The organism is Pseudomonas sp. GW823-FHT01D03, assembly GCF_058798255.1.
Genome location: NZ_JBXAKK010000001.1, coordinates 955,449 through 975,046, shown reverse-complemented (window position 1 = coordinate 975,046; position 19,598 = coordinate 955,449). Strand labels below are relative to the sequence as shown.

Sequence of the window (19,598 nt, the reverse complement as noted above, 5' to 3'; positions counted from 1 at the left end):
ATGACAACACATCCCCCCTGTGGGAGCGGGCTTGCTCGCGAAAGCGGTGTGTCAGTTTAAGAAATATCGGACTGACATGACGCCTTCGCGAGCAAGCCCGCTCCCACAGGGGTATTGCAGTGTCAGGCTTTGGCGGGTTCCAGCGCCAACTCAACGGCTTCCGGGCGCTTGACCGTCGCATAGACAACAGCAGTCAACAGACTCCCCGCGACAATCGCCAGCAGATACAGCAACGCATGATTGATCGCATTCGGGATCGCCAGCACAAACAAGCCACCGTGCGGCGCCATCAGTTTGCAGCCGAAGTACATCGACAACGCGCCGGTCAACGCACCACCGGCGATGCTCGCCGGAATCACCCGCAGCGGGTCTTTCGCGGCAAACGGAATCGCCCCTTCGGAGATGAAACACAGCCCCAGCACCAGCGCCGCTTTACCGGCCTCGCGCTCGGTCTGGGCGAACTTGCGGCGGGCGATGAACGTGGCAATGCCCAGCCCGATTGGCGGCACCATGCCGGCGGCCATGGTCGCGGCCATCGGCGCATAACTCTGCGAAGCCAGCAGACCCACCGAGAACGCGTACGCGGCTTTGTTGATCGGCCCGCCGAGGTCGACGCACATCATGCCGCCGAGCAACACGCCGAGCAGAATCGCGTTGGTGGTGCCCATGCTGTCGAGAAAATGCGTCAGCGCCGCGAGCATCCCGGCGACCGGTTTACCGACCACGTAAATCATCACCAGACCGGTGATCAGGCTAGCGAACAACGGAATGATCAGAATCGGTTTCAGCGCTTCAAGACTCTGCGGCAAGGCGACATAGCGACTGATGGCCTTGGCCGCATAACCGGCGATGAAACCGGCGACGATCCCGCCGATAAACCCTGCCCCCAGCGTACTGGCGAGCAAGCCACCAATCATCCCCGGCGCCAGGCCCGGGCGGTCGGCGATCGAGTAGGCGATGTAACCGGCGAGCAGCGGCACCATCAGCTTGAACGCGGTTTCGCCGCCGATCTGCATCAGCGCTGCCGCCAGCGTGCCTTCTTCCTTGAACGCGGTGATGCCGAAGACGAACGACAGCGCGATCATCAGACCACCGGCCACCACCATCGGCAGCATGAACGAGACACCGGTCAGCAGGTGTTTGTAGACCCCGGTCTTCTCTTGCTTGGCCGGCGCCTTGCCGTCGCTCGCAGCGCTCTCAACCTGAGCTTCGGCGAGAGCTTTTTTCAGTGTCGCTTCGGATTGCTTCAAGGCAATCCCGGTGCCGCAGCGATAGATTTTCTTGCCGGCAAAACGCTCGGTGGCGACTTCGATGTCCGCCGCCAGCAACACCACGTCAGCCTCGGCAATCGCTGTCGCGCTGAGCGGGGTTTTCGCGCCGACCGAACCCTGGGTTTCGACGTGCAGTTCATAGCCCAGACGCTTGGCCGTCTGCTGCAACGCCTCGGCGGCCATGAAGGTGTGGGCGACGCCGGTCGGGCACGCGGTGATCGCGACAATGCGCGGCGCACGTTGCGCTGTGGCAACGGGGACGGCTTCGCTGGCGACGTAAATTTCGGCCTCTTCGGCACCGCGACGCAGCACCGCTTCGACATCCTGCAGCGCTTGCGCCGGGGCGATGCGGAACACGCGCTTGCCGACAAAACGCGTCATGTCGATGTCGCCGGTGGCCACCAGCAACACCCACTCCGCCGCCTCAATGGTGGCGGCCGACAATTCGCGCTCCGGGTGCGCCGCATCGACCACTTCGACGCTGGTGCTCCAGCCCTGCCGTTGGGCCGCCGCATCGAGCAGGCGGGCGCACAGCACGCTGGTGACCATGCCGTTCGGGCAGGCCGTGACAATGGCTAATTTCATGACAAACCCTCTTATTGTTCTGTCAGGGGACGCACGCGTACGCCCTGTTCGAGCTGCGCTAGTTGCGCCGCATCGTTGATGCCGAAACCGATCTGCGTCACCGCCATCGCAGCAATCGCCGTGGCCGTGCGCAGGGTCTGCTCGGGAGTATCGGCACTGAGCAAACCGTGGAGCATGCCGGCCAGCAGCGAATCGCCGGCACCCACCGTACTGGCGACCGTGACCTTGGGCGGCGTGGCATGCAGCGCCGAGCCGACACTGAACCAGTTCACACCGTCAGCGCCGTGGGAAATCACCACGTGCTCGATACCCTTGGCGTGCAGGCACGCCGCTGCCTGCGCTTCGGCCGCGTGCGAAACCACATCGCAATCGAGCGCATCGGCGAGTTCTTCGGTGTTCGGCTTGATCAGCCACGGGCGCGCTTCAATGGCCGCGCGCAAGGCTTCGCCACTGCTGTCGAGGGCGACCTTCAGGCCGAGACCGTTCAGGCGTTCGATCAACTCGCGCAACCACTGCGTGCTGACGCCACGCGGCAGACTGCCGGCGACCACCACCGCGTCATGCCCCGGAGCGATCTGCAACAGACGCTCAAGCAACGCCTGCTGCGCTGCCGCGTCGACCACCGGCCCCGGGCCGTTAATGTCGGTGATGCGCCCGTCGTGCTCGGCGACCTTGATGTTGCTGCGCGTCTCCCCCGGCACGCGGAGGAACGCGTCGACAAAGCCGCGCTTGGCGAACAGGGTTTCGAAGGCTTGCAGATTGTCTTCGCCGAGAAAGCCGCTGACCGTCAGTTGATGCCCGAGGTCTGCGAGTACCTGGGCGACGTTCACGCCTTTGCCGGCAGCGTGGGTGTGCATCTCGTCGCTGCGGTTGACCTGACCGGCCTCCAGGCGTGACAGCTCGACCGTGAGGTCCAGCGCCGGGTTGAGGGTCAGGGTGAGAATCTTGGCCATTACAGGGCCTCCACTAATGCACGCACTTCGTTCGCGCTGCCCACGGTGAGGGCTTGTTGAGCAAGGGTTTGCGCCTGGGTCAGGCTGAGTTCGCGGATGCGCGCCTTGACCTCGGCGATGCTGCGACCGGACACGCTCAGCTCATCGACGCCAAGGCCGACCAGCACCGGCACCGCCAGCGGATCCGCCGCCAGTTCGCCGCAGACACCGACCCATTTGCCATGGGCATGCGCAGCGCGCACGGTGATGTCGATCAGTTGCAGCACCGCCGGGTGCAAGCCGTCAGCCTGGGCCGAGAGGGTCGGGTGACCACGGTCGATGGCCAGGGTGTATTGCGTCAGATCGTTGGTGCCGACACTGAAGAAGTCGACTTCCTTGGCCAGCACCGGCGCCAGCAATGCAGCGGACGGTACTTCGATCATGATCCCCAGTTGCAAGTCAGCGACCGGGATTTCCAGGCGCAGACGCTCGGTCATGTCGCGGGCCTGACGCCACTCTTCGACGCTGCCGACCATCGGGAACATGATCCGCAGCGGACGGTTGTCCGCCGAACGCAGCAAGGCGCGCAACTGCGCTTCCATGACCTGCGGGCGCTGCAACGTCAGGCGAATGCCGCGCACGCCGAGGAACGGGTTTTCTTCCTTGGCGATCGGCCAGTACGGCAGCGGTTTGTCGCCACCGACATCGAGGGTGCGTACCACCAGCGGCCGCCCGGCGAGGCCGTCGAGAACGCGACGGTATTCGGCCTCTTGAGTGGCTTCGTCTGGCGCTTGCGGGTGGGCCATGAAAATCAGTTCGGTGCGCAGCAGACCGATGCCCTCGGCGCCCTGCTCGACCGCAGCGGTAACCCCGACGCTTTCACCGATATTGGCGAACACTTCCACGGCATGACCGTCAGTGGTGTGCGCCGGTTGATGACGTTGTTCGGCGGCGGCCTTGAGGCGCTGCTCGCGGGTGTCGCGTTCTTCGGCGGCACGTTGCAGGGTCGCGGCATCGGCGTCGACGTGCAGGCGACCGCGCTGGCCGTCGAGCAGCAACGGCGTGCCCGGTTCCAACAGCAACACCGCAGCGCCCGCCCCCACCAACGCTGGAATCCCGAGAGCACGGGCGACGATTGCACTGTGCGCGGTGGCGCCGCCGCGAGCGGTGAGAATCCCCGCTACCCGCGCCGGATCGAGTCGCGCGACGTCCGACGGACCGACCTCGTCCATCACCAGAATGTACGGCTGCTCGGGCTCGTTCGGCGTTTGCACACCGCAAAGTTGCGCCAGCACCCGGCGCCCGATGTCCCGCAGGTCCGCCGCCCGCTCAGCGAGCAACGCGTCCTGCAGCGATTCCTGTTGTTTGGCCGCCGCTTCGATCACCGCCATCCACGCTGCTTCGGCGCTTTCACCTTGCTTGAGGCGGGTGTCGACTTCATCGGTCAGTTCCGGGTCGTCGAGCATTTCCTGGTGGGTGATGAAAATCTCGCGGATGGCCTTGGCCTTGCTGCGTTCGATCAGGCCTTGGATGTCACTGCGCACATCGCTCAGCGCTTGCTTGAGGCGCTCGCGTTCAATGGCGGCGGACTCGCCGCGCAACGGGTAATCGATCGCCTGCTGCACCTGAATGTGCGCAGGCCCAATGGCGATGCCCGGTGCCGCCGGGATCGCCTGCAACTGCGCGCCGGACGCCGGGGCGATCAGCACCTCGGCGATATCGGCGATGACTTCGCGTTGCTGGCTCACGGCCGGCAGCGGTTCGACTTCTTCGCCGAGGCCTTCTTCGATAGCGGCCAGCAACGCCGGCAAGGCATCGGCGGCGATGCCCGGTTCGGCGATCAACTCCAGCACCTGACCGCGACGGGCGCCGAGGCTCAGCAGTTTGCTCAGGCTTTTTACCGACACGGCGCTGTCCGCGCTGTCGACGATGCGCACGCGGATTTCGCCGTCAAAACTCTTCGCCAGTTGCGCAAGGATCTTCGCCGGACGTGCGTGCAGACCGTGAGCGTTGGCCAGGGCAATGCGCGCGCTCGGCCAGTCGGCGGGCAGTTCGCCACCGAGCACTTCGAGGACTTTGCGACTGCTGGTGGCGCGGCCCAGTTCATGGCCGCGCCCTTCGATCAGCAATGCGCACAGACGTTCGAGCAGCGCCTGATGCGCCTCACCCAGACTGGCGAGACAGAACAGACCGCTGAGCGGCTGGCCGAGGTAACGCATCGGTTTGTCCGGGGTGACGAAGGCCAGGCCCGGGCGCTTCACGGTTTGCTCGCTGTGCAGCCACCACAGGCCATCACCCAGCGGCAGCGCTTCGACTTGTTGCAGCACACCGGCAAAACCGTTGCTCACGCAATCGGCCTGCCGCAGCAGACGCGCACCACGCCAGACCAGTTCTTCGAAATCGTCAGCCGACACGCCGAGGCCGATCATCTGCGCATCCAGCGCCAGTTCCTGTGGCGCGCCTTGCAGCAGTTTCAGCAGCGCTTCCGGCGAGCTGGCGCGGCGCAGGGCCTGGCCCAGATCGGTCTCGCCGAGGGCGCGGGTCAGCAGTTGCAGCAGGCGCAGGTGTTCGTCGGATTTGGCGGCGATGCCGATCGCCAGATAAACGATCTGGCCATCGCCCCAATCCACACCCTCGGGAAACTGCATCAGGCGCACGCCGGTGGCGAATACCTGATCGCGGGTCTCGGGCGTACCGTGGGGGATGGCGATACCCTGGCCGAGAAAGGTCGAGCCCTGGGCTTCCCGGGCCTGCAAGCCGGCGAGGTAGCCATCGGCGACCAGGCCATCGGCCACCAGATGATTGGCGAGTAATTGCAGGGCGGCGGGTTTATCCACAGCCGATTGGCCCATGGATATCTGCTCTATAGTGAGCTCGAGCATGCGATCTCCTTTTTGGCACATGGATGCGCCAGGATATTGTTTTGAATGGTCACAGCTTAGGCGCTGGTCAGCCTGCTTTTCAGCGGCAGTTTTGGCGGTTTCACGGCAGAACCGGCCAAAGGCGTCTAAAACGTAGAAAATACGCTTGCTGAAACGTTTAATCTAGATTGATCGGCACGTTACTCGATAATGTCTCATCCTTGAAGTCCAACTTGTCGGATGCGCTGCGACAATAGTCGTCTGCCCGAATCGGGTAGGATTGGCGAAAATGTGGCGGCAAGCTCGAAAAAACAAGGAAATCCCGGGTTGAAACTCAGTGATATCGCGCGGTTGGCCGGAGTGTCCGTGACCACCGCCAGCTACGTCATCAACGGCAAGGCCGAACAGCAACGCATCAGCAACGCCACGGTCGAGCGGGTGCGTGCGGTCGTCGAACAGCACGGCTTCACCCCCAATCCACAAGCGGCCGGGTTGCGCAGTCGGCACACCCGCACGTTGGGCTTTATTCTGCCGGATCTGGAAAACCCCAGTTACGCGCGGATCGCCAAACTGCTGGAGCAAGGCGCGCGGGCGCGGGGTTATCAGTTGCTGATCGCCAGCTCCGACGATGCGCCAGACAGCGAGCGCCAGTTGCTGCAACTGTTCAAGGCGCGCCGCTGCGATGCGCTGATCGTCGCCAGTTGCCTGCCGACCGGTGACGACAGCTATCATCAGTTGCAGGCCAAGGGTTTGCCGATCATCGCCATCGACCGGGTCATGGACCCCGAGCACTTCTGCTCGGTGATCAGTGACGATCGTGAAGCCAGTCTGCACCTGACCCAGAGCCTGCTCGATCCCCAGCCGAAACAGATCGTGCTGCTCGGCGCGCGTCCGGAGCTGAGCATCAGTCAGGAGCGTGCGGCCGGCTTCAAGCAGGCACTGGCCGACTTCAAAGGCGAAGTGCTGATCGAGCACGCCGAGTCCTTCAGTCGCGAATGCGGCAAGCAACTGATGGAAGAACTCCTGCAACGTCTGGGGCATTTGCCGGATGCGCTGGTGACCACGTCCTACGTGCTGTTGCAGGGCGTGTTCGATGCGCTGCATGACTTCCCGCTCAAATCCCGCCCGCTGCGTCTGGGCACCTTCGGCGACACGCAGTTGCTCGACTTCCTGCCGCTGCCGGTCAACGCCATGGCCCAGCAGCACCAGTTGATCGCCGACAAGGCCCTGGAACTGGCGCTGGCCGCCGTCGAGCAATCGCAATACAAGCCTGGCGTGCAGGCCATCGGGCGGACCTTCAAGCAGCGCATTCACCGGGACTGAACCGTGGAGCTGATCGACAGCCACACCCACCTCGACTTCCCCGACTTCGACGCCGATCGCTCAGCCTTGCTCGCCGAAAGCCGCGCCCTCGGGGTGCGGCGGATGGTGGTGCTGGGGGTTTATCAGGGCAATTGGCAACGGGTGTGGGAGCTGGTGCAGAGCGATGCCGACCTGTATGCGGCATTCGGTCTGCATCCGGTGTACCTCGATCAGCATCAACCCGAAGATCTACACGCACTCGGCGACTGGCTGACGCGGCTGCGCGGCCATCGACAGTTGTGCGCAGTGGGCGAGATCGGTCTGGATTACTTCATCGAGACCCTCGACCGCGAACGCCAGCAGGCGCTGTTCGAGGCGCAACTGCAACTGGCGGCAGATTTTGAACTGCCGGCGTTGATCCACGTCCGCCGCAGCCACGCGGCGGTGATCGCCACGCTCAAACGCTTCAAGCTCAAACGCGCCGGGATCATCCACGCCTTCGCCGGTAGCCGCGAAGAAGCACGCGAATACATCAAGCTCGGTTTCAAACTGGGGCTGGGTGGTGCGCCGACCTGGCCACAGGCGTTGCGCATGCATCGGGTGCTGGCGGATCTGCCGCTGGATTCGATCGTGCTCGAAACCGATTCCCCGGACATGGCGCCGGCGATGTATCCAGGTGTGCGCAACACTCCCGCGCACCTGCCGGCGATTTGCGAGGCGCTGGCCCAGCTGATGAATATCAGCCCACAACAACTGGCTGCCGCCAGTACCGCCAACAGTTGTGAAATCTTCGGCTGGTAATCCATAACCCCGGTGGGAGCGGGCGTGCTCGCGAAAGCGGCGTGCCAGTCGGCCTAGTCGTTGACTGATACACCGCTTTCGCGAGCAAGCCCGCTCCCACATTTCGATCTGCGGGTGTCAGACGCGGAACGCGCTGATCAGTTGCTTGAGTTCCACCACCTGCGCCGACAGTGCCCGGCTGGCGTCTTCGGTCTGGTGCGCCCCTTGGGCCGTGCGCTCGCCGGCGCGGTTGATCTCGACGATGTTCTGGTCGATGTCATGGGCCACGGCGGTCTGTTGCTCCACGGCAGCAGCGATCTGCTGGTTCTGGTCGACGATCATGCCTACCGCGCCGAGGATGTTTTCCAGCGCCTGCTGGACCTTTTCCGACTGCCCGACCGTGCCGTTGGCCATCTGATGGCTGACACCCATGGCTTTCACCGCCGCGCCGACGCCGCCATGCAGTCTGGCGATCATCTGCTCGATTTCTTCGGTCGATTGTTGGGTGCGTTTGGCCAAGGTGCGCACTTCATCCGCCACCACCGCAAATCCTCGGCCCTGCTCGCCGGCGCGAGCCGCTTCGATGGCAGCGTTGAGCGCCAGCAGGTTGGTCTGCTCGGCAATGCTCTTGATCACCTCCAGCACGCGGCTGATCGACTGGCTGTCGCTGGCCAACTGGTTGATCACCAGCACCGATTGATCGATCTCACTGGCCAGCGCGGCAATGCTGCCCTGCTGCGACTCCACCAGTGTGCGACCGCTGACGGTTTCATCGTTGACGCTGTGCGCGCTGCTCACCGCTGCCGCCGCGCTGCGTGCAACTTCCAGCGAGGTCGCCGACATCTGGTTCATCGCCGTCGCCACTTGCTCGATCTGCGTGCGCTGCCCGGCCACTGCCTGATTGCTTTGCGCAGACACGGTTTCCACCTGCCCGGCCTGGCGCTCGACCTCAGCCACGGTCTGCCCGACCCGCTCGATCAGGTCGTGGATTTTCCTCACGGTGCCGTTGAACACCTCCCCCAGCTCACCCAATTCATCGCGGCTGTTGGCCTTGAAATTGACCGTCATATCGCCAGCCGCGACCTTGTCCATCATCGCGCCCAGGCGCTTGAGCGTGGTGCGGGTCGAGGCGTAGAAACCACCGTAGAGATAGAAAATCAGCACGAACACCACCGCCAGCGCCACCGCCTGCAACACCATGTGCGTGCGGTTTTGCGCCAGGCGCTGCTGCAATTGGGTATCGAGGAATTTCAGCGTCGCGTCGTTGAGTTGATAGGTCGTGTCCATCAGCGCGGTGACCTGGTCATAGAACGCCTGCCACGGGGTATCGAGGGTCTCGGCCATCACGACTTTCGCTTCAAACAGTTCGCTGGTCTGTTTGAGCGAAGCCTTGCTGCTGTCGGCCGGCGCGCTGAGGCTGGCGCGCGCGGCTTTGCTGGAGTCGAGGGCGTCCTGCAATTTCAACGCGTATTCGGCCTGGAGCTTTTCGATCTGCGCCAGCAACTCGTCGAAACGGCTGCTCGACGAACTGTTGAGAAAGCCTTGCCCCAACGAATACGAACCGATGGCCCGACCCTCGCCCAAGGTTTGAGTCACGGCCGGGGTGATATGGGTGAGCAGCTCGCTGAGCTGGCGGATGTCGCTCTGGTTGTCGCGGCTCAGACCGGCCTGACTGGTGACGATCTGGCTGAAGATCTGCGCGTTGCCGAGCAGCTTGCCGATCATCGCGCTTTTGCTTTGCAGGGAGCTTTCCGCCTGCTGGGCCTTGAACGCGCTGATCATTTCATCGCGTTTGCCGTCGAACAGTTTGATCTGCTCGGCATCGTCGGTCATCGCCTGCAGACCTTGCAGACGCGCCAGCACGGTTTGCTCCAGGCTGCTGATCTGCGCTTCGAGGTTGTCGGCTTTGCCGGACTGACCGAGGGTGACGTTGATCTGCACCAGATTGTTCAGCGTCTCCAGATCCCGGCGCAGGCTCAGGCTGCTGCCCAGCAGATCGAGGCTCTGCAATTCGATCCGGGTGCCCTGGAACTCGCGATAGGAATCGCGCACCAGATAGAAATTGGTCACCAGCATCGGTACCAGGAACAGCACGCTGATCAGGCTGAACTTCATGCCGAAGCTCAGACGGTTCATCAGCGAGACGGCGGGATAGAGCAAGCTCTTCACTGGAAGTCTCCCTTGGTTTTTCTTGTTTTTATTGGCAGGCGCAGGGCGACAGCAGATAGCCACTATCGGGCGCTGTCTCTGTATAGCTCAAATCGGCGGGAGGTTTTGTAACTTAAGGTTAACGACTATCTGGGGCAGATCGCTCACCTTGTGGCGAGGGAGCTTGCTCCCGCTCGGCTGCGCAGCAGACGCAAATCGCTTGGATGCGTCGTTTATGATGAACAGCGAGGGCGGCTTCGCCACCCAGCGGGAGCAAGCTCCCTCGCCACAATGAATTTCACCGAGGGTTCAGTGGATCAGCACTGTCCACAAGGCAAACCCGGCATACCACAGCACCGCCGCGCGCAGCAGCAGTTCCCACAGGCAATCGAGGGTGTTGATGCCCTCAGGGCCGACCACCGGCGGCGGGATCTCAGCGGCTGCCAGCCCGACCTTGTTGATCAGTTGCGCGGCGCTGATGTTCCAGTTCAGCAGTTCGTGCAACATCACCCGGCTGACCGCGACGAAGTTGCCGACCAGTGCAAGGCTGGCAGCCAGCAGGCGCACCGGCAACCAGTCAAAAGCGTGACGTAACTGGCCGGCACGTTCGGCGAGCGCCGGGTTCTGGCTGTTTTCTTCAGCCAATGCCAGCAAGCGATAAGCCAGCGCCGCCACCGGACCGAGCACGAAGTACCAGAAAATCACCGCGAAGAAGCTCTGATAGGCCTGCCACAACAGGTGACCCTGAACCCGGTCCAGCAACTGCTCGCCGCTGTCGGCGCAGATGTTCAGATCACGCTTGGCCACATGCGCGGCCGCTTGCAGGTCTTCACGACGCCAGGCGTCACGAAACGGCCCGAGGCCGCCGAGCAGATCACCGCGCCCCAAAGCGTAAATCACCACCAGCAAATGCACCGGCAAGGCCAGCAAACCGTACGCCACGGGCTCCAGCACCAGCAGCAACAAGCCGAGCAGTGCCACCGGCAGCAATACCAGAATCGTCAGCACCAGCCATGGTCGATTCGACAACCGTTGGCTGCTTTCGAGTTTGTGCAGTTCGCGGATCCATCCGCCATCGCGTTGAACCCGATGGCGCAGGGCCGAGAATTTCTCGATCCAGACCGCCAGCAGTAACACCAGAAAACTCATTGTCCTTCCTCTTGTGCCAGGGCTGCGCGGTAACGCGCCCAGTCGAATGCCGGGCCAGGATCGGTCTTGCGCCCGGGTGCGATGTCGCTGTGCCCGCAGATACGGGCGCCGGTGATAGCCGGAAATGCTGTTTGCAGCTGACGCGTCAACGTGATCAGCGCCTGATACTGCGCATCGGTAAAGGGCAGATCATCAGTGCCTTCGAGCTCGATACCCACGGAAAAATCGTTACAGGTTTCCCGGCCTTCGAACATCGACACGCCCGCATGCCACGCCCGCTCAAGACAGGAGACAAACTGGGTGACCTTGCCGTCACGTTCGATCAGAAAATGCGCCGAGACGCGCAGGTCGGCGATCCCTGCAAAATAGGGATGCTCGGTGACATCCAGACGATTCTGGAAAAATTCCTGCACCTTGCCCGTGGCGAACTGCGCCGGCGGCAGGCTGATGTTGTGGATCACCAACAGGGAAATTTCGCCCGCCGGGCGTTCATTGAAGTTGGGCGATGGGCAGACCTGCACCCCGTGACACCACCCGCTAGCGGGATCCAACTGCATACCGATTCCTTCAACGCCGACTGTGTTGGCGCCCAGTATGCCGTGATCGGCCCCCGGCGCGCGATCACTTGCCGCGATTGAGTCGCCGCAGATTGCCGAGCACCGACTCCAGCGCCCGGTCGAACAGCAAGGTGTCATCCAGTGCCCGCACCGCGCCACGGCGAAACTCAAGGGCCAGGTCGACGCGGCTGCGCTCCAGCACTTTCATCCCGGTACGGTCGACAAACACGTATTTGCCGGTAGCTTCGATAATCGCGGCCAGCTTGCAGCGCAGGCTATGCTCGTCGTCTTCCTGGAACGCGACCCAACTGCCCAGGCGCAGTTGCTCCAACTGACGCAACCCCGGGTCGTCATGCGCCAGGCCACTGGCATTCAAGCCGATCGCGCCCTCATCAGCGCTGCGCAGGGTAATGTGCTGCGACACCTCCACCAGCGCCGGCGCATCGGCCGGCGGGTGCTCGGTTGAGGGTTCAAGCACCCGCACATGCAGCGCTTCCAGCTCGCTGAAAAATTCGCTGGTGGCGAACGGATCGAAAGCCGAACTGCTCAGGCCATCACGCAATGATTTGAGCAAACCGGGCACCAGCGCCAGCAACTGCAAACCGGCGTCCGCCTCGTCGTGACGCTGCACGCTCCAGATCAATTGCTCCATGGTCTGCACATCGGCCTGCCACTCAGCGCAGTGGTCGCCATGTTTGAGGCAGGTCAGCAGCAGCACTTTGCTCCAAGCATCACGCACAAACGTCACCACCGACGGCGGCAGGACTTTACCCAGCAACGCCTGATTCAGCACCTGCTCGACTCGTTGCCGGGCCAGTTCGGTTTTCGCCCGTCCTTCTTCGGCATCGCGCAAACGCTGTTCGAGCAATTCGCTGCGCCGCCGCTCGTCACTGGTGAACGCCAGGAAATCGGCGAGCAGCTCGGAGAAAATCGCCGGGTCGTCGACGAAGTCGCTCAACAGGCGCTGCACCACTTGTTCGATGCGCAGATACAGGCTGTCGCGCGCTTCGCCATTGCAGTCGCCCCAACCCATGGCGGCATCGGCGATTTCATTGAGCAGCCGCCGCGCCGGGTGGCTGCTGCGGCTGAAGAAACTTTTGTCGAGCACCGCCACCTTGAGCATCGGGATCTGTAATCGAGCGATCAATGCCTTGAGCGAATCCGGCAGGTTACGGTCCTCGAGGATGCAGTCGAAGACCATGGCGATCAGGTTGATCACGTCTTCATCCGCGCCGTCGACGATGCGCGATTTGCCGCTTCTGACGCTGACCCGCGTCAGCAACTGCTCGAGCTGATTACGCAGATCGAAATCGTCCTGTGCGGCCAGCGCCGGCACGTATTGCTGCAAGTGCGAGAGCAGGCGCAGTAGATCGCGGGTGCTAATCGGTTGCGCCGCCGCACTCGACTCCAGGGTCGGCGCGACGCTGCCGCGCACGTGCAGCAGCAGTTCCTGCAACGCGGCGAAAACTTCCTGCACGCTTTCGTCGGCGGGCGCGGGTTCGTCACTTTCTTCACTGCTGATGCTTGCTGCCGCGCGCTCGATCGCGCGGCGTGCGGGGGCGGGTTTCAACTCGGGCAACACGCCGGTGGCGACCAGCAATTGATTGGCTTCGGCATACAACTGCTCGGTATCGGCCAGCACATAGCGTTCGAACAGCTTGAGCAGGATCAGCTTGACCTTGATCTCCACGCCCAGGTTACGTCCGGCCTGCAGAAAGAACTCGCAGAGCATCGCCGGGCCGAGCGGGTTGTGCTGGTTATCGAAATCCTTGCCCAGCAACACGTTGAGGCGTGCGGTCAGCTGATCAAGAGCGAAGCCGTCGCGCTTGAGCACCCGGCCGACCATGGTTTCGACTGCCACGCTGCGCTCCATGTCATCGGTACGCGGTGCCGAATCCTCGAATATCAGCGCGCCGGGCAATGTGGAAGGTACGGCGCCGTATTGAATCAGCGCGACAAAGGCTTCGAAGAATTGCTCGAGAAAACCCCGTTCGATGTTTTTGCGCTTGAGGCGCAGATCGCGCATGGCTTCGAAAAAGATGTTCTGTTCGACATCGTTGCGCGCCCGGTCGGCCATTTCGAACAGGGTGTCGTCGGCGTTATCGAACAACTCCTGCAAACCGTGGCGCAGTTGCTGGGCAGCCTTGTCGCGAACCTGAAGCAGAATCACAGGCAGGCGGGCGAGCGGCGAGTGATTCGCCTGATCGGTAGCGGCCTTGTGCAAAGGCACTACATTCCCGTCGTTGTGCATCCAAGCCTCCTGAAACGGTGATTCCACTGGGCAGTTACCGCGCAATTCCCTGTGGGAGCGGGCTTGCTCGCGAAAGCGGTGTGTCGTTCGCCAAAACTGTCACTGAAAAACCGCTTTCGCGAGCAAGCCCGCTCCCACATCGGCGTCAAAGCCATGACGTCAAATGCAAGGCGGATTATCTTGCAAAACTTGTCCCCGGCGCTATAGCCGTCAGGGTTTCCCCTATGCCCGCGACACCTTCCAGTGACCACGAAAAACGGCGCTTTGCTCACAGAAAATCGACCAGTTGCAGTCAGGCACGCGCGTTCTCGCCTTGGGTTGGCTCCTGCCATGCCCCTATAATCGGCGCACTTAGTTTGTGGAGCCCGTTATGCCGAATCTACGTCTCGCCGATTTGACCGCCGAAATCGAAGCCAACGTGCGCCGTGCGTTGCTCGAAGACGTCGGCAGCGGCGACATCACCGCGCAACTGATCCCGGCCGAACGTCTGGCCAAAGCCACCATCATCACTCGCGACGACGCGGTTATCTGCGGCACGGCGTGGGTCGACACGGTGTTTCGCCAGCTCGATCCACGCGTCGCGGTGCACTGGCAGGTACGGGACGGCGAACGGGTCAAACCCAATCAGCCGCTGTTTCATCTGGAAGGCCCGGCCCGTTCGTTGTTGACTGGCGAACGCAGTGCGCTGAACTTCCTGCAACTGCTGTCCGGCGTGGCGACGCGCGCGCAGTACCTGGCGGACTTCGTGGCGCAGACCCAGGTCAAGCTGCTGGATACCCGCAAGACCCTGCCGGGCCTGCGTCTGGCGCAGAAATACGCGGTGACCTGCGGCGGTTGCCACAACCACCGCATCGGCCTCTACGACGCGTTCCTGATCAAGGAAAACCACATCGCCGCCAGTGGTGGCATCGCGCAAGCCATTGCTGCCGCGCACAAGATCGCGCCGGGCAAACCGGTGGAAGTCGAAGTGGAAAGTCTGGAAGAGCTGAAGGAAGCGCTGACTGCCGGCGCCGACATCATCATGCTCGACGAACTGAGCCTGGATGACATGCGCGAAGCCGTGCGCCTGAATGGCGGCAAGGCCAAACTGGAGGCCAGCGGCGGTATCAACGAAAGCACGCTGCTGCCGATCGCCGAGACTGGAGTGGATTACATCTCGATCGGTGCGATGACCAAGGATGTGAAAGCGGTAGACCTGTCGATGCGCCTCAGCCTCTGAGGCCGTCACGCAATAAAAAACGCCAGCCCGATTGAGGCTGGCGTTTTTGTTTCAGACCACCAGATTGTTCATCTCGCAGTACTCGTCCCACTCGACGCCCAACACTTCGGCCGCCTCTTTGTGCAGCTCCAGGCGCTTGGCCTCAAACTCTTCAGGGGTGCTGGTGTACTTGAGCGTCAGCTCCCACGGCTGCAAGCCCTGAGATTCGGCTTCGTCCTCGAATGCCCACTGGATCTGGTCTTTCTGATCATCAGGACTCAGGTCCTTGATCTCTTCTTTCAGGTCCGGGACGTCCTGAATGTATTTTTCCAGCGCTAGTGCGTGACGTTGCTCTTGAGTTAATTCGGTCATGGCGTTCTCGCTGATCGTAAGAATGGAGGATGGATCTGGATCATCAAGGATCTCTCTAACGCGGATTGTCCGGCCTTCGGAACCATTCGGGATCATCTGAAAACTGCTAAGCGATGCTCATGCAGGCACCGAATATAGGACGTTTGCATGACGAATTACACGGCTCTTTACATCTCTCGCACAAAAACTTTGACCTAGGAGACATAAATCGCGGGATTGCGCGAGGGGATGGTGCCCGAGACAGGAATCGAACCTGCGACCTTCGCGTTACGAGTGCGCTGCTCTACCGGCTGAGCTACACGGGCGGTGGGCTAAACCTAGCACCGGTCTCGGGCTGCGGCAAATTTGAGCGTGTTTCTGCTGATTATCACTTGTGGCGAGGGAGTTTGCTCCCGCTGGGTTGCGGAGCGACCCCAGGCTTTCTGAGGCTGATGTTTTTTTACGACTGCTGCGCAGCCGAGCGGGAGCAAGCTCCCTCGCCACAAATGCGTTTATGGCAGACAAAAAAATGCCCCGCCGTTTTCACGGCGGGGCATTTTTATTGCGCTAAGGCTGTGGGGTGATTAAACGCCCGAAGCCTTGGCCGCTGCCACGTCTTTGATGGACAGCTTGATACGGCCGCGGTTGTCCACGTCCAGTACCAGCACTTCCACTTCCTGGCCTTCTTTCAGGATGTCGGTGACTTTCTCTACGCGAGCGTCGCTCAGCATCGAGATGTGTACCAGACCGTCCTTGCCCGGCAGGATGTTGACGAATGCGCCGAAGTCGACGATGCGCTCAACCTTGCCGACGTAGATCTTGCCGATCTCGGCTTCTGCAGTGATGCTCAGAACGCGCTGACGAGCAGCTTCTGCGGCATCCTTGGTTTCGCCAAAGATCTTGATCGAACCGTCGTCTTCGATGTCGATCGAAGCCTTGGTTTCTTCGCAGATCGCACGGATGGTCGCGCCACCTTTACCGATAACGTCACGGATCTTGTCGGTGTCGATCTTCATCGCGATCATGGTCGGAGCGTTGGCCGACAGTTCGGTACGCGACTGGCCAATGATCTGGTTCATCTGGCCGAGGATGTTCAGGCGCGCTTCCAGGGCTTGGCCCAGAGCGATTTCCATGATCTCTTCGGTGATGCCCTTGATCTTGATGTCCATCTGCAGCGCAGTAACGCCTTTGGCGGTACCGGCTACTTTGAAGTCCATGTCGCCCAGGTGGTCTTCGTCACCGAGGATGTCGGTCAGAACGGCGAACTTCTCGCCTTCTTTAACCAGACCCATGGCGATACCGGCAACCGGCGCCTTCATTGGAACACCAGCGTCCATCAGGGCCAGGGAAGCGCCGCAAACGGAAGCCATCGAGCTCGAACCGTTGGATTCGGTGATTTCCGACACTACACGGATGGTGTACGGGAACACGTCAGCGGCTGGCAGCATGGCCGAAACCGAACGACGGGCCAGACGGCCGTGACCGACTTCACGACGACCGGCGCCACCCATGCGACCACACTCGCCCACCGAGAACGGAGGGAAGTTGTAGTGCAGCATGAACGGGTCTTTTTTCTCGCCTTCCAGGGTGTCCAGCAGCTGTGCGTCACGGGCAGTACCCAGCGTCGCAACCACCAGAGCCTGGGTTTCGCCACGGGTAAACAGCGCCGAACCGTGAGTCTTCGGCAGAACGCCGACTTCGATGTTCAGCGGACGTACGGTGCGGGTGTCGCGACCGTCGATACGTGGTTTGCCGTTAACGATGTTTTCGCGAACGGTGCGGTATTCGATTTCGCCGAAAGCCGCTTTGACGTCAGCAGCCGAAGGCTGGCCTTCTTCGCCGGACAGCTTGGCAACGACCTGGTCTTTCAGCTCGCCCAGACGTGCGTAGCGGTCAGCCTTGACGGTGATGGTGTAAGCCTGGGAGATCGCTTCGCCGAACTCGGCACGGATCGCGCCCAGCAGTTCGGTGGCTTCTGGAGCAGGAGCCCAGGTCCAGGTTGGCTTGGCAGCTTCAGCGGCCAGTTCTTTGACGGCGTTGATCACCACCTGGAACTCGTCGTGAGCAAACAGTACCGCGCCCAGCATCTGGTCTTCGGTCAGCTCTTTGGCTTCCGATTCAACCATCAGTACGGCGTCGGAAGTACCGGCAACGACCATGTCCAGGCTCGAAGCAGCTTGCTGCTCGTAGGTCGGGTTCAGCAGGTAGCCGGTGCTTTCGTGGAACGCTACACGGGCGGCGCCGATCGGGCCGTCGAAAGGAATGCCCGAGATGGCCAGGGCAGCCGAGGTACCGATCATCGCAGCGATGTCCGGATCGGTCTTCTTGCTGGTGGAAACGACGGTGCAGACAACCTGCACTTCGTTCATGAAGCCTTCCGGGAACAGCGGACGGATCGGACGGTCGATCAGTCGGGAAGTCAGGGTTTCTTTCTCGGAAGGACGGCCTTCACGCTTGAAGAAACCGCCAGGGATCTTACCGGCAGCGTAAGTTTTTTCCTGGTAGTGAACGGACAGAGGGAAGAAGCCCTTGCCTGGATCGGCTTGCTTGGCACCGACTACGGTCACCAATACGCTGACGTCGTCGTCAACGGTGACCAATACTGCGCCGGAGGCCTGACGGGCGATACGGCCAGTCTCGAGGGTAACGGTCGACTGACCGAACTGGAATTTTTTGATTACCGGGTTCACGGTGTCCTACCTTCTTTGTGGCTCTTGGGGGAACTGGTTTCTTGCGAAATTCTTGGGCAATGTCGGGAATCGGCCCGCTGACTGTCCGGGTAAAACGGTAGTGCAGATAAAACTTGAGGCTGGAAGCCGGCCAGCCACCAGCGGAAAACCGCTGATGCCTGACAGACAACCAACCTCATAGCGCAATCGCTGATTAGCGACGCAGACCCAGGCGGCCGATCAGAGCGCTGTAACGGCTCAGATCTTTGCCTTTCAGGTAGTCCAGCAGCTTGCGACGCTGGTTTACCATGCGGATCAGACCACGACGGGAGTGGTGGTCTTTACCGTTGGCCTTGAAGTGACCTTGCAGTTTGTTGATGTTGGCGGTCAGCAGTGCAACTTGCACTTCTGGCGAACCAGTATCACCAACAGCTTGCTGGTAGTCGGCAACGATTTGAGCTTTTTCTTGAACGTCGAGAGCCATGAGGCAATCCTTTTATCAGGAAACTGTTTCAAAAACAGTTTCAACAGGCCAGGGACAAATCCCTGTATCTATAAATGAGTAGTGACCGTGCCTGTTAACAGCCACACTCGCCGGCCTGCTGTTACACAGACCGGTTTCCGGTCATTCTGACCGAATCAGTCGACGCGGCGCGATGCGCCCGTCTTCGCTCACTTCACCGATACCGATGAAGCGACCATTGTGATCCTGTACCCGTACCATGCCGAACTTCGGAGCATCCGGGGCACGTACCGGCTGGCCGTTGAGCCAGTAGAACGCACTCGCTTCGGAGAAGTGCAGCAGCGGCCAATCCTGCAAACCGCTGTCCGATGGCATCAGGAAGCGGTCGACCGCTTCGTTGCCGCCTTCGGCATGTACCGCTTCCAGCTCTTCGAGGGTCACGGTCTGCGCCAGGGTGAAAGGCCCGGCCTGGGTACGACGCAGTTCCGCGACGTACGCACCACAACCGAGTTGCTCACCGATATCCTCCACCAGGGTGCGAATATAGGTGCCCTTGCTGCAATCCACCGCAAGACGCGCAGTATCGCCTTCGAAGGCCAGCAATTCCAAGCGCGCAATAGTAACAGAACGCGGTTCGCGCTCCACTACTTCGCCTGCACGGGCCAGCTTGTACAGCGGCTGCCCGTCACGCTTGAGTGCCGAGTACATCGGCGGTATCTGACTGATTTGCCCACGAAATTTCGGCAGAACCGCCTCGACATCGGCGCGACCAACGGTCACCGGACGCTCCTGCAAAACCTCACCCTCGGCGTCCGCCGTGGTAGTGGTCTTGCCCAGTTGGGCGAGGGTTTCGTAACCCTTGTCGGAATCGAGCAGGTATTGCGAAAACTTCGTTGCCTCGCCAAAGCACAGCGGCAATACACCGGTGGCCAACGGGTCGAGACTGCCGGTGTGACCGGCCTTCTCGGCGTTGAGCAACCAGCGAACCTTCTGCAACGCGGCGTTGGAGGTGAACCCCAGCGGCTTGTCGAGCAGGATGATACCGCTGACGTTACGACGGATACGTTTGACCTGAGCCACC

Annotated in this window: 14 protein-coding genes and 1 tRNA gene; 3 read left to right on the top strand and 12 right to left on the bottom strand. The window is 61.6% G+C overall.

What is annotated here, in order from left to right:
- Window positions 1-122: 122 nt before the first annotated feature.
- The 3 genes from AC1RBR_RS04185 to ptsP are packed head-to-tail and all read right to left on the bottom strand — an operon-like array spanning window position 123 to window position 5,670.
- A complete protein-coding gene (locus AC1RBR_RS04185) occupies window positions 123-1,856 on the bottom strand; it encodes a PTS fructose-like transporter subunit IIB (RefSeq protein WP_492563122.1) in 1,734 nt (577 codons plus the stop codon).
- A gap of 11 nt (window positions 1,857-1,867) precedes the next feature.
- The gene (gene pfkB, locus AC1RBR_RS04180) at window positions 1,868-2,809 is read right to left on the bottom strand and encodes a 1-phosphofructokinase (RefSeq protein WP_492563121.1); all 942 of its coding nucleotides are present in this window, start codon (window positions 2,807-2,809) and stop codon (window positions 1,868-1,870) included.
- Window positions 2,809-5,670, bottom strand: a complete 2,862-nt coding sequence (ptsP, locus tag AC1RBR_RS04175) for a phosphoenolpyruvate--protein phosphotransferase (protein WP_492563120.1) — start codon at window positions 5,668-5,670, stop codon at window positions 2,809-2,811. The genes pfkB and ptsP overlap by 1 nt, the downstream gene beginning before the upstream one ends.
- A 306-nt stretch (window positions 5,671-5,976) precedes the next feature.
- Between ptsP and cra the strand changes: the two genes are divergently transcribed.
- Both cra and AC1RBR_RS04165 read left to right on the top strand, forming a co-directional pair.
- The gene (gene cra / locus AC1RBR_RS04170) at window positions 5,977-6,972 is read left to right on the top strand and encodes a catabolite repressor/activator (RefSeq protein WP_492563118.1); all 996 of its coding nucleotides are present in this window, start codon (window positions 5,977-5,979) and stop codon (window positions 6,970-6,972) included.
- A gap of 3 nt (window positions 6,973-6,975) precedes the next feature.
- Complete coding sequence (locus tag AC1RBR_RS04165; RefSeq protein WP_492563116.1) at window positions 6,976-7,752, top strand: TatD family hydrolase; 777 nt, start codon at window positions 6,976-6,978, stop codon at window positions 7,750-7,752.
- Window positions 7,753-7,869: 117 nt separating this feature from the next.
- Here AC1RBR_RS04165 and AC1RBR_RS04160 read toward each other — a convergent pair whose 3' ends face one another.
- The 4 genes from AC1RBR_RS04160 to AC1RBR_RS04145 all read right to left on the bottom strand — a co-directional run bounded on the left by AC1RBR_RS04160 (window position 7,870) and on the right by AC1RBR_RS04145 (window position 13,836).
- Window positions 7,870-8,574 (bottom strand): methyl-accepting chemotaxis protein, encoded by a 705-nt coding sequence (locus AC1RBR_RS04160; protein WP_371917844.1) that lies wholly within the window; start codon window positions 8,572-8,574, stop codon window positions 7,870-7,872.
- Window positions 8,575-10,188: 1,614 nt separating this feature from the next.
- Window positions 10,189-11,028, bottom strand: coding sequence for a regulatory signaling modulator protein AmpE (gene ampE, locus AC1RBR_RS04155; RefSeq protein ID WP_456018667.1), 840 nt, complete (start codon window positions 11,026-11,028; stop codon window positions 10,189-10,191).
- On the bottom strand, window positions 11,025-11,585 hold the full coding sequence (ampD, locus tag AC1RBR_RS04150) for a 1,6-anhydro-N-acetylmuramyl-L-alanine amidase AmpD (protein ID WP_330207673.1): 561 nt from the start codon (window positions 11,583-11,585) through the stop codon (window positions 11,025-11,027). Before ampD ends, ampE begins: the two co-directional genes overlap by 4 nt.
- Before the next feature lie 64 nt (window positions 11,586-11,649).
- Complete coding sequence (locus AC1RBR_RS04145; RefSeq protein WP_492563114.1) at window positions 11,650-13,836, bottom strand: DUF1631 domain-containing protein; 2,187 nt, start codon at window positions 13,834-13,836, stop codon at window positions 11,650-11,652.
- Between the two features lie 370 nt (window positions 13,837-14,206).
- Between AC1RBR_RS04145 and nadC the strand changes: the two genes are divergently transcribed.
- A complete protein-coding gene (gene nadC / locus AC1RBR_RS04140) occupies window positions 14,207-15,055 on the top strand; it encodes a carboxylating nicotinate-nucleotide diphosphorylase (protein WP_095139818.1) in 849 nt (282 codons plus the stop codon).
- 51 nt (window positions 15,056-15,106) lie between these two features.
- Here nadC and AC1RBR_RS04135 read toward each other — a convergent pair whose 3' ends face one another.
- The 5 genes from AC1RBR_RS04135 to truB form a co-directional block, all read right to left on the bottom strand.
- Entirely contained in the window at window positions 15,107-15,406 is a 300-nt protein-coding gene (locus tag AC1RBR_RS04135) for a DUF6388 family protein (protein ID WP_095139819.1), read from the bottom strand.
- A gap of 229 nt (window positions 15,407-15,635) precedes the next feature.
- Window positions 15,636-15,711: transfer RNA gene (locus tag AC1RBR_RS04130), tRNA-Thr, on the bottom strand.
- Between the two features lie 258 nt (window positions 15,712-15,969).
- Window positions 15,970-18,075 (bottom strand): polyribonucleotide nucleotidyltransferase, encoded by a 2,106-nt coding sequence (pnp, locus tag AC1RBR_RS04125; protein ID WP_492563112.1) that lies wholly within the window; start codon window positions 18,073-18,075, stop codon window positions 15,970-15,972.
- Between the two features lie 193 nt (window positions 18,076-18,268).
- The gene (rpsO, locus tag AC1RBR_RS04120; RefSeq protein ID WP_003221553.1) at window positions 18,269-18,538 is read right to left on the bottom strand and encodes a 30S ribosomal protein S15; all 270 of its coding nucleotides are present in this window, start codon (window positions 18,536-18,538) and stop codon (window positions 18,269-18,271) included.
- A gap of 141 nt (window positions 18,539-18,679) precedes the next feature.
- The gene (truB, locus tag AC1RBR_RS04115; protein WP_024011571.1) at window positions 18,680-19,597 is read right to left on the bottom strand and encodes a tRNA pseudouridine(55) synthase TruB; all 918 of its coding nucleotides are present in this window, start codon (window positions 19,595-19,597) and stop codon (window positions 18,680-18,682) included.
- Window position 19,598: the final 1 nt, after the last annotated feature.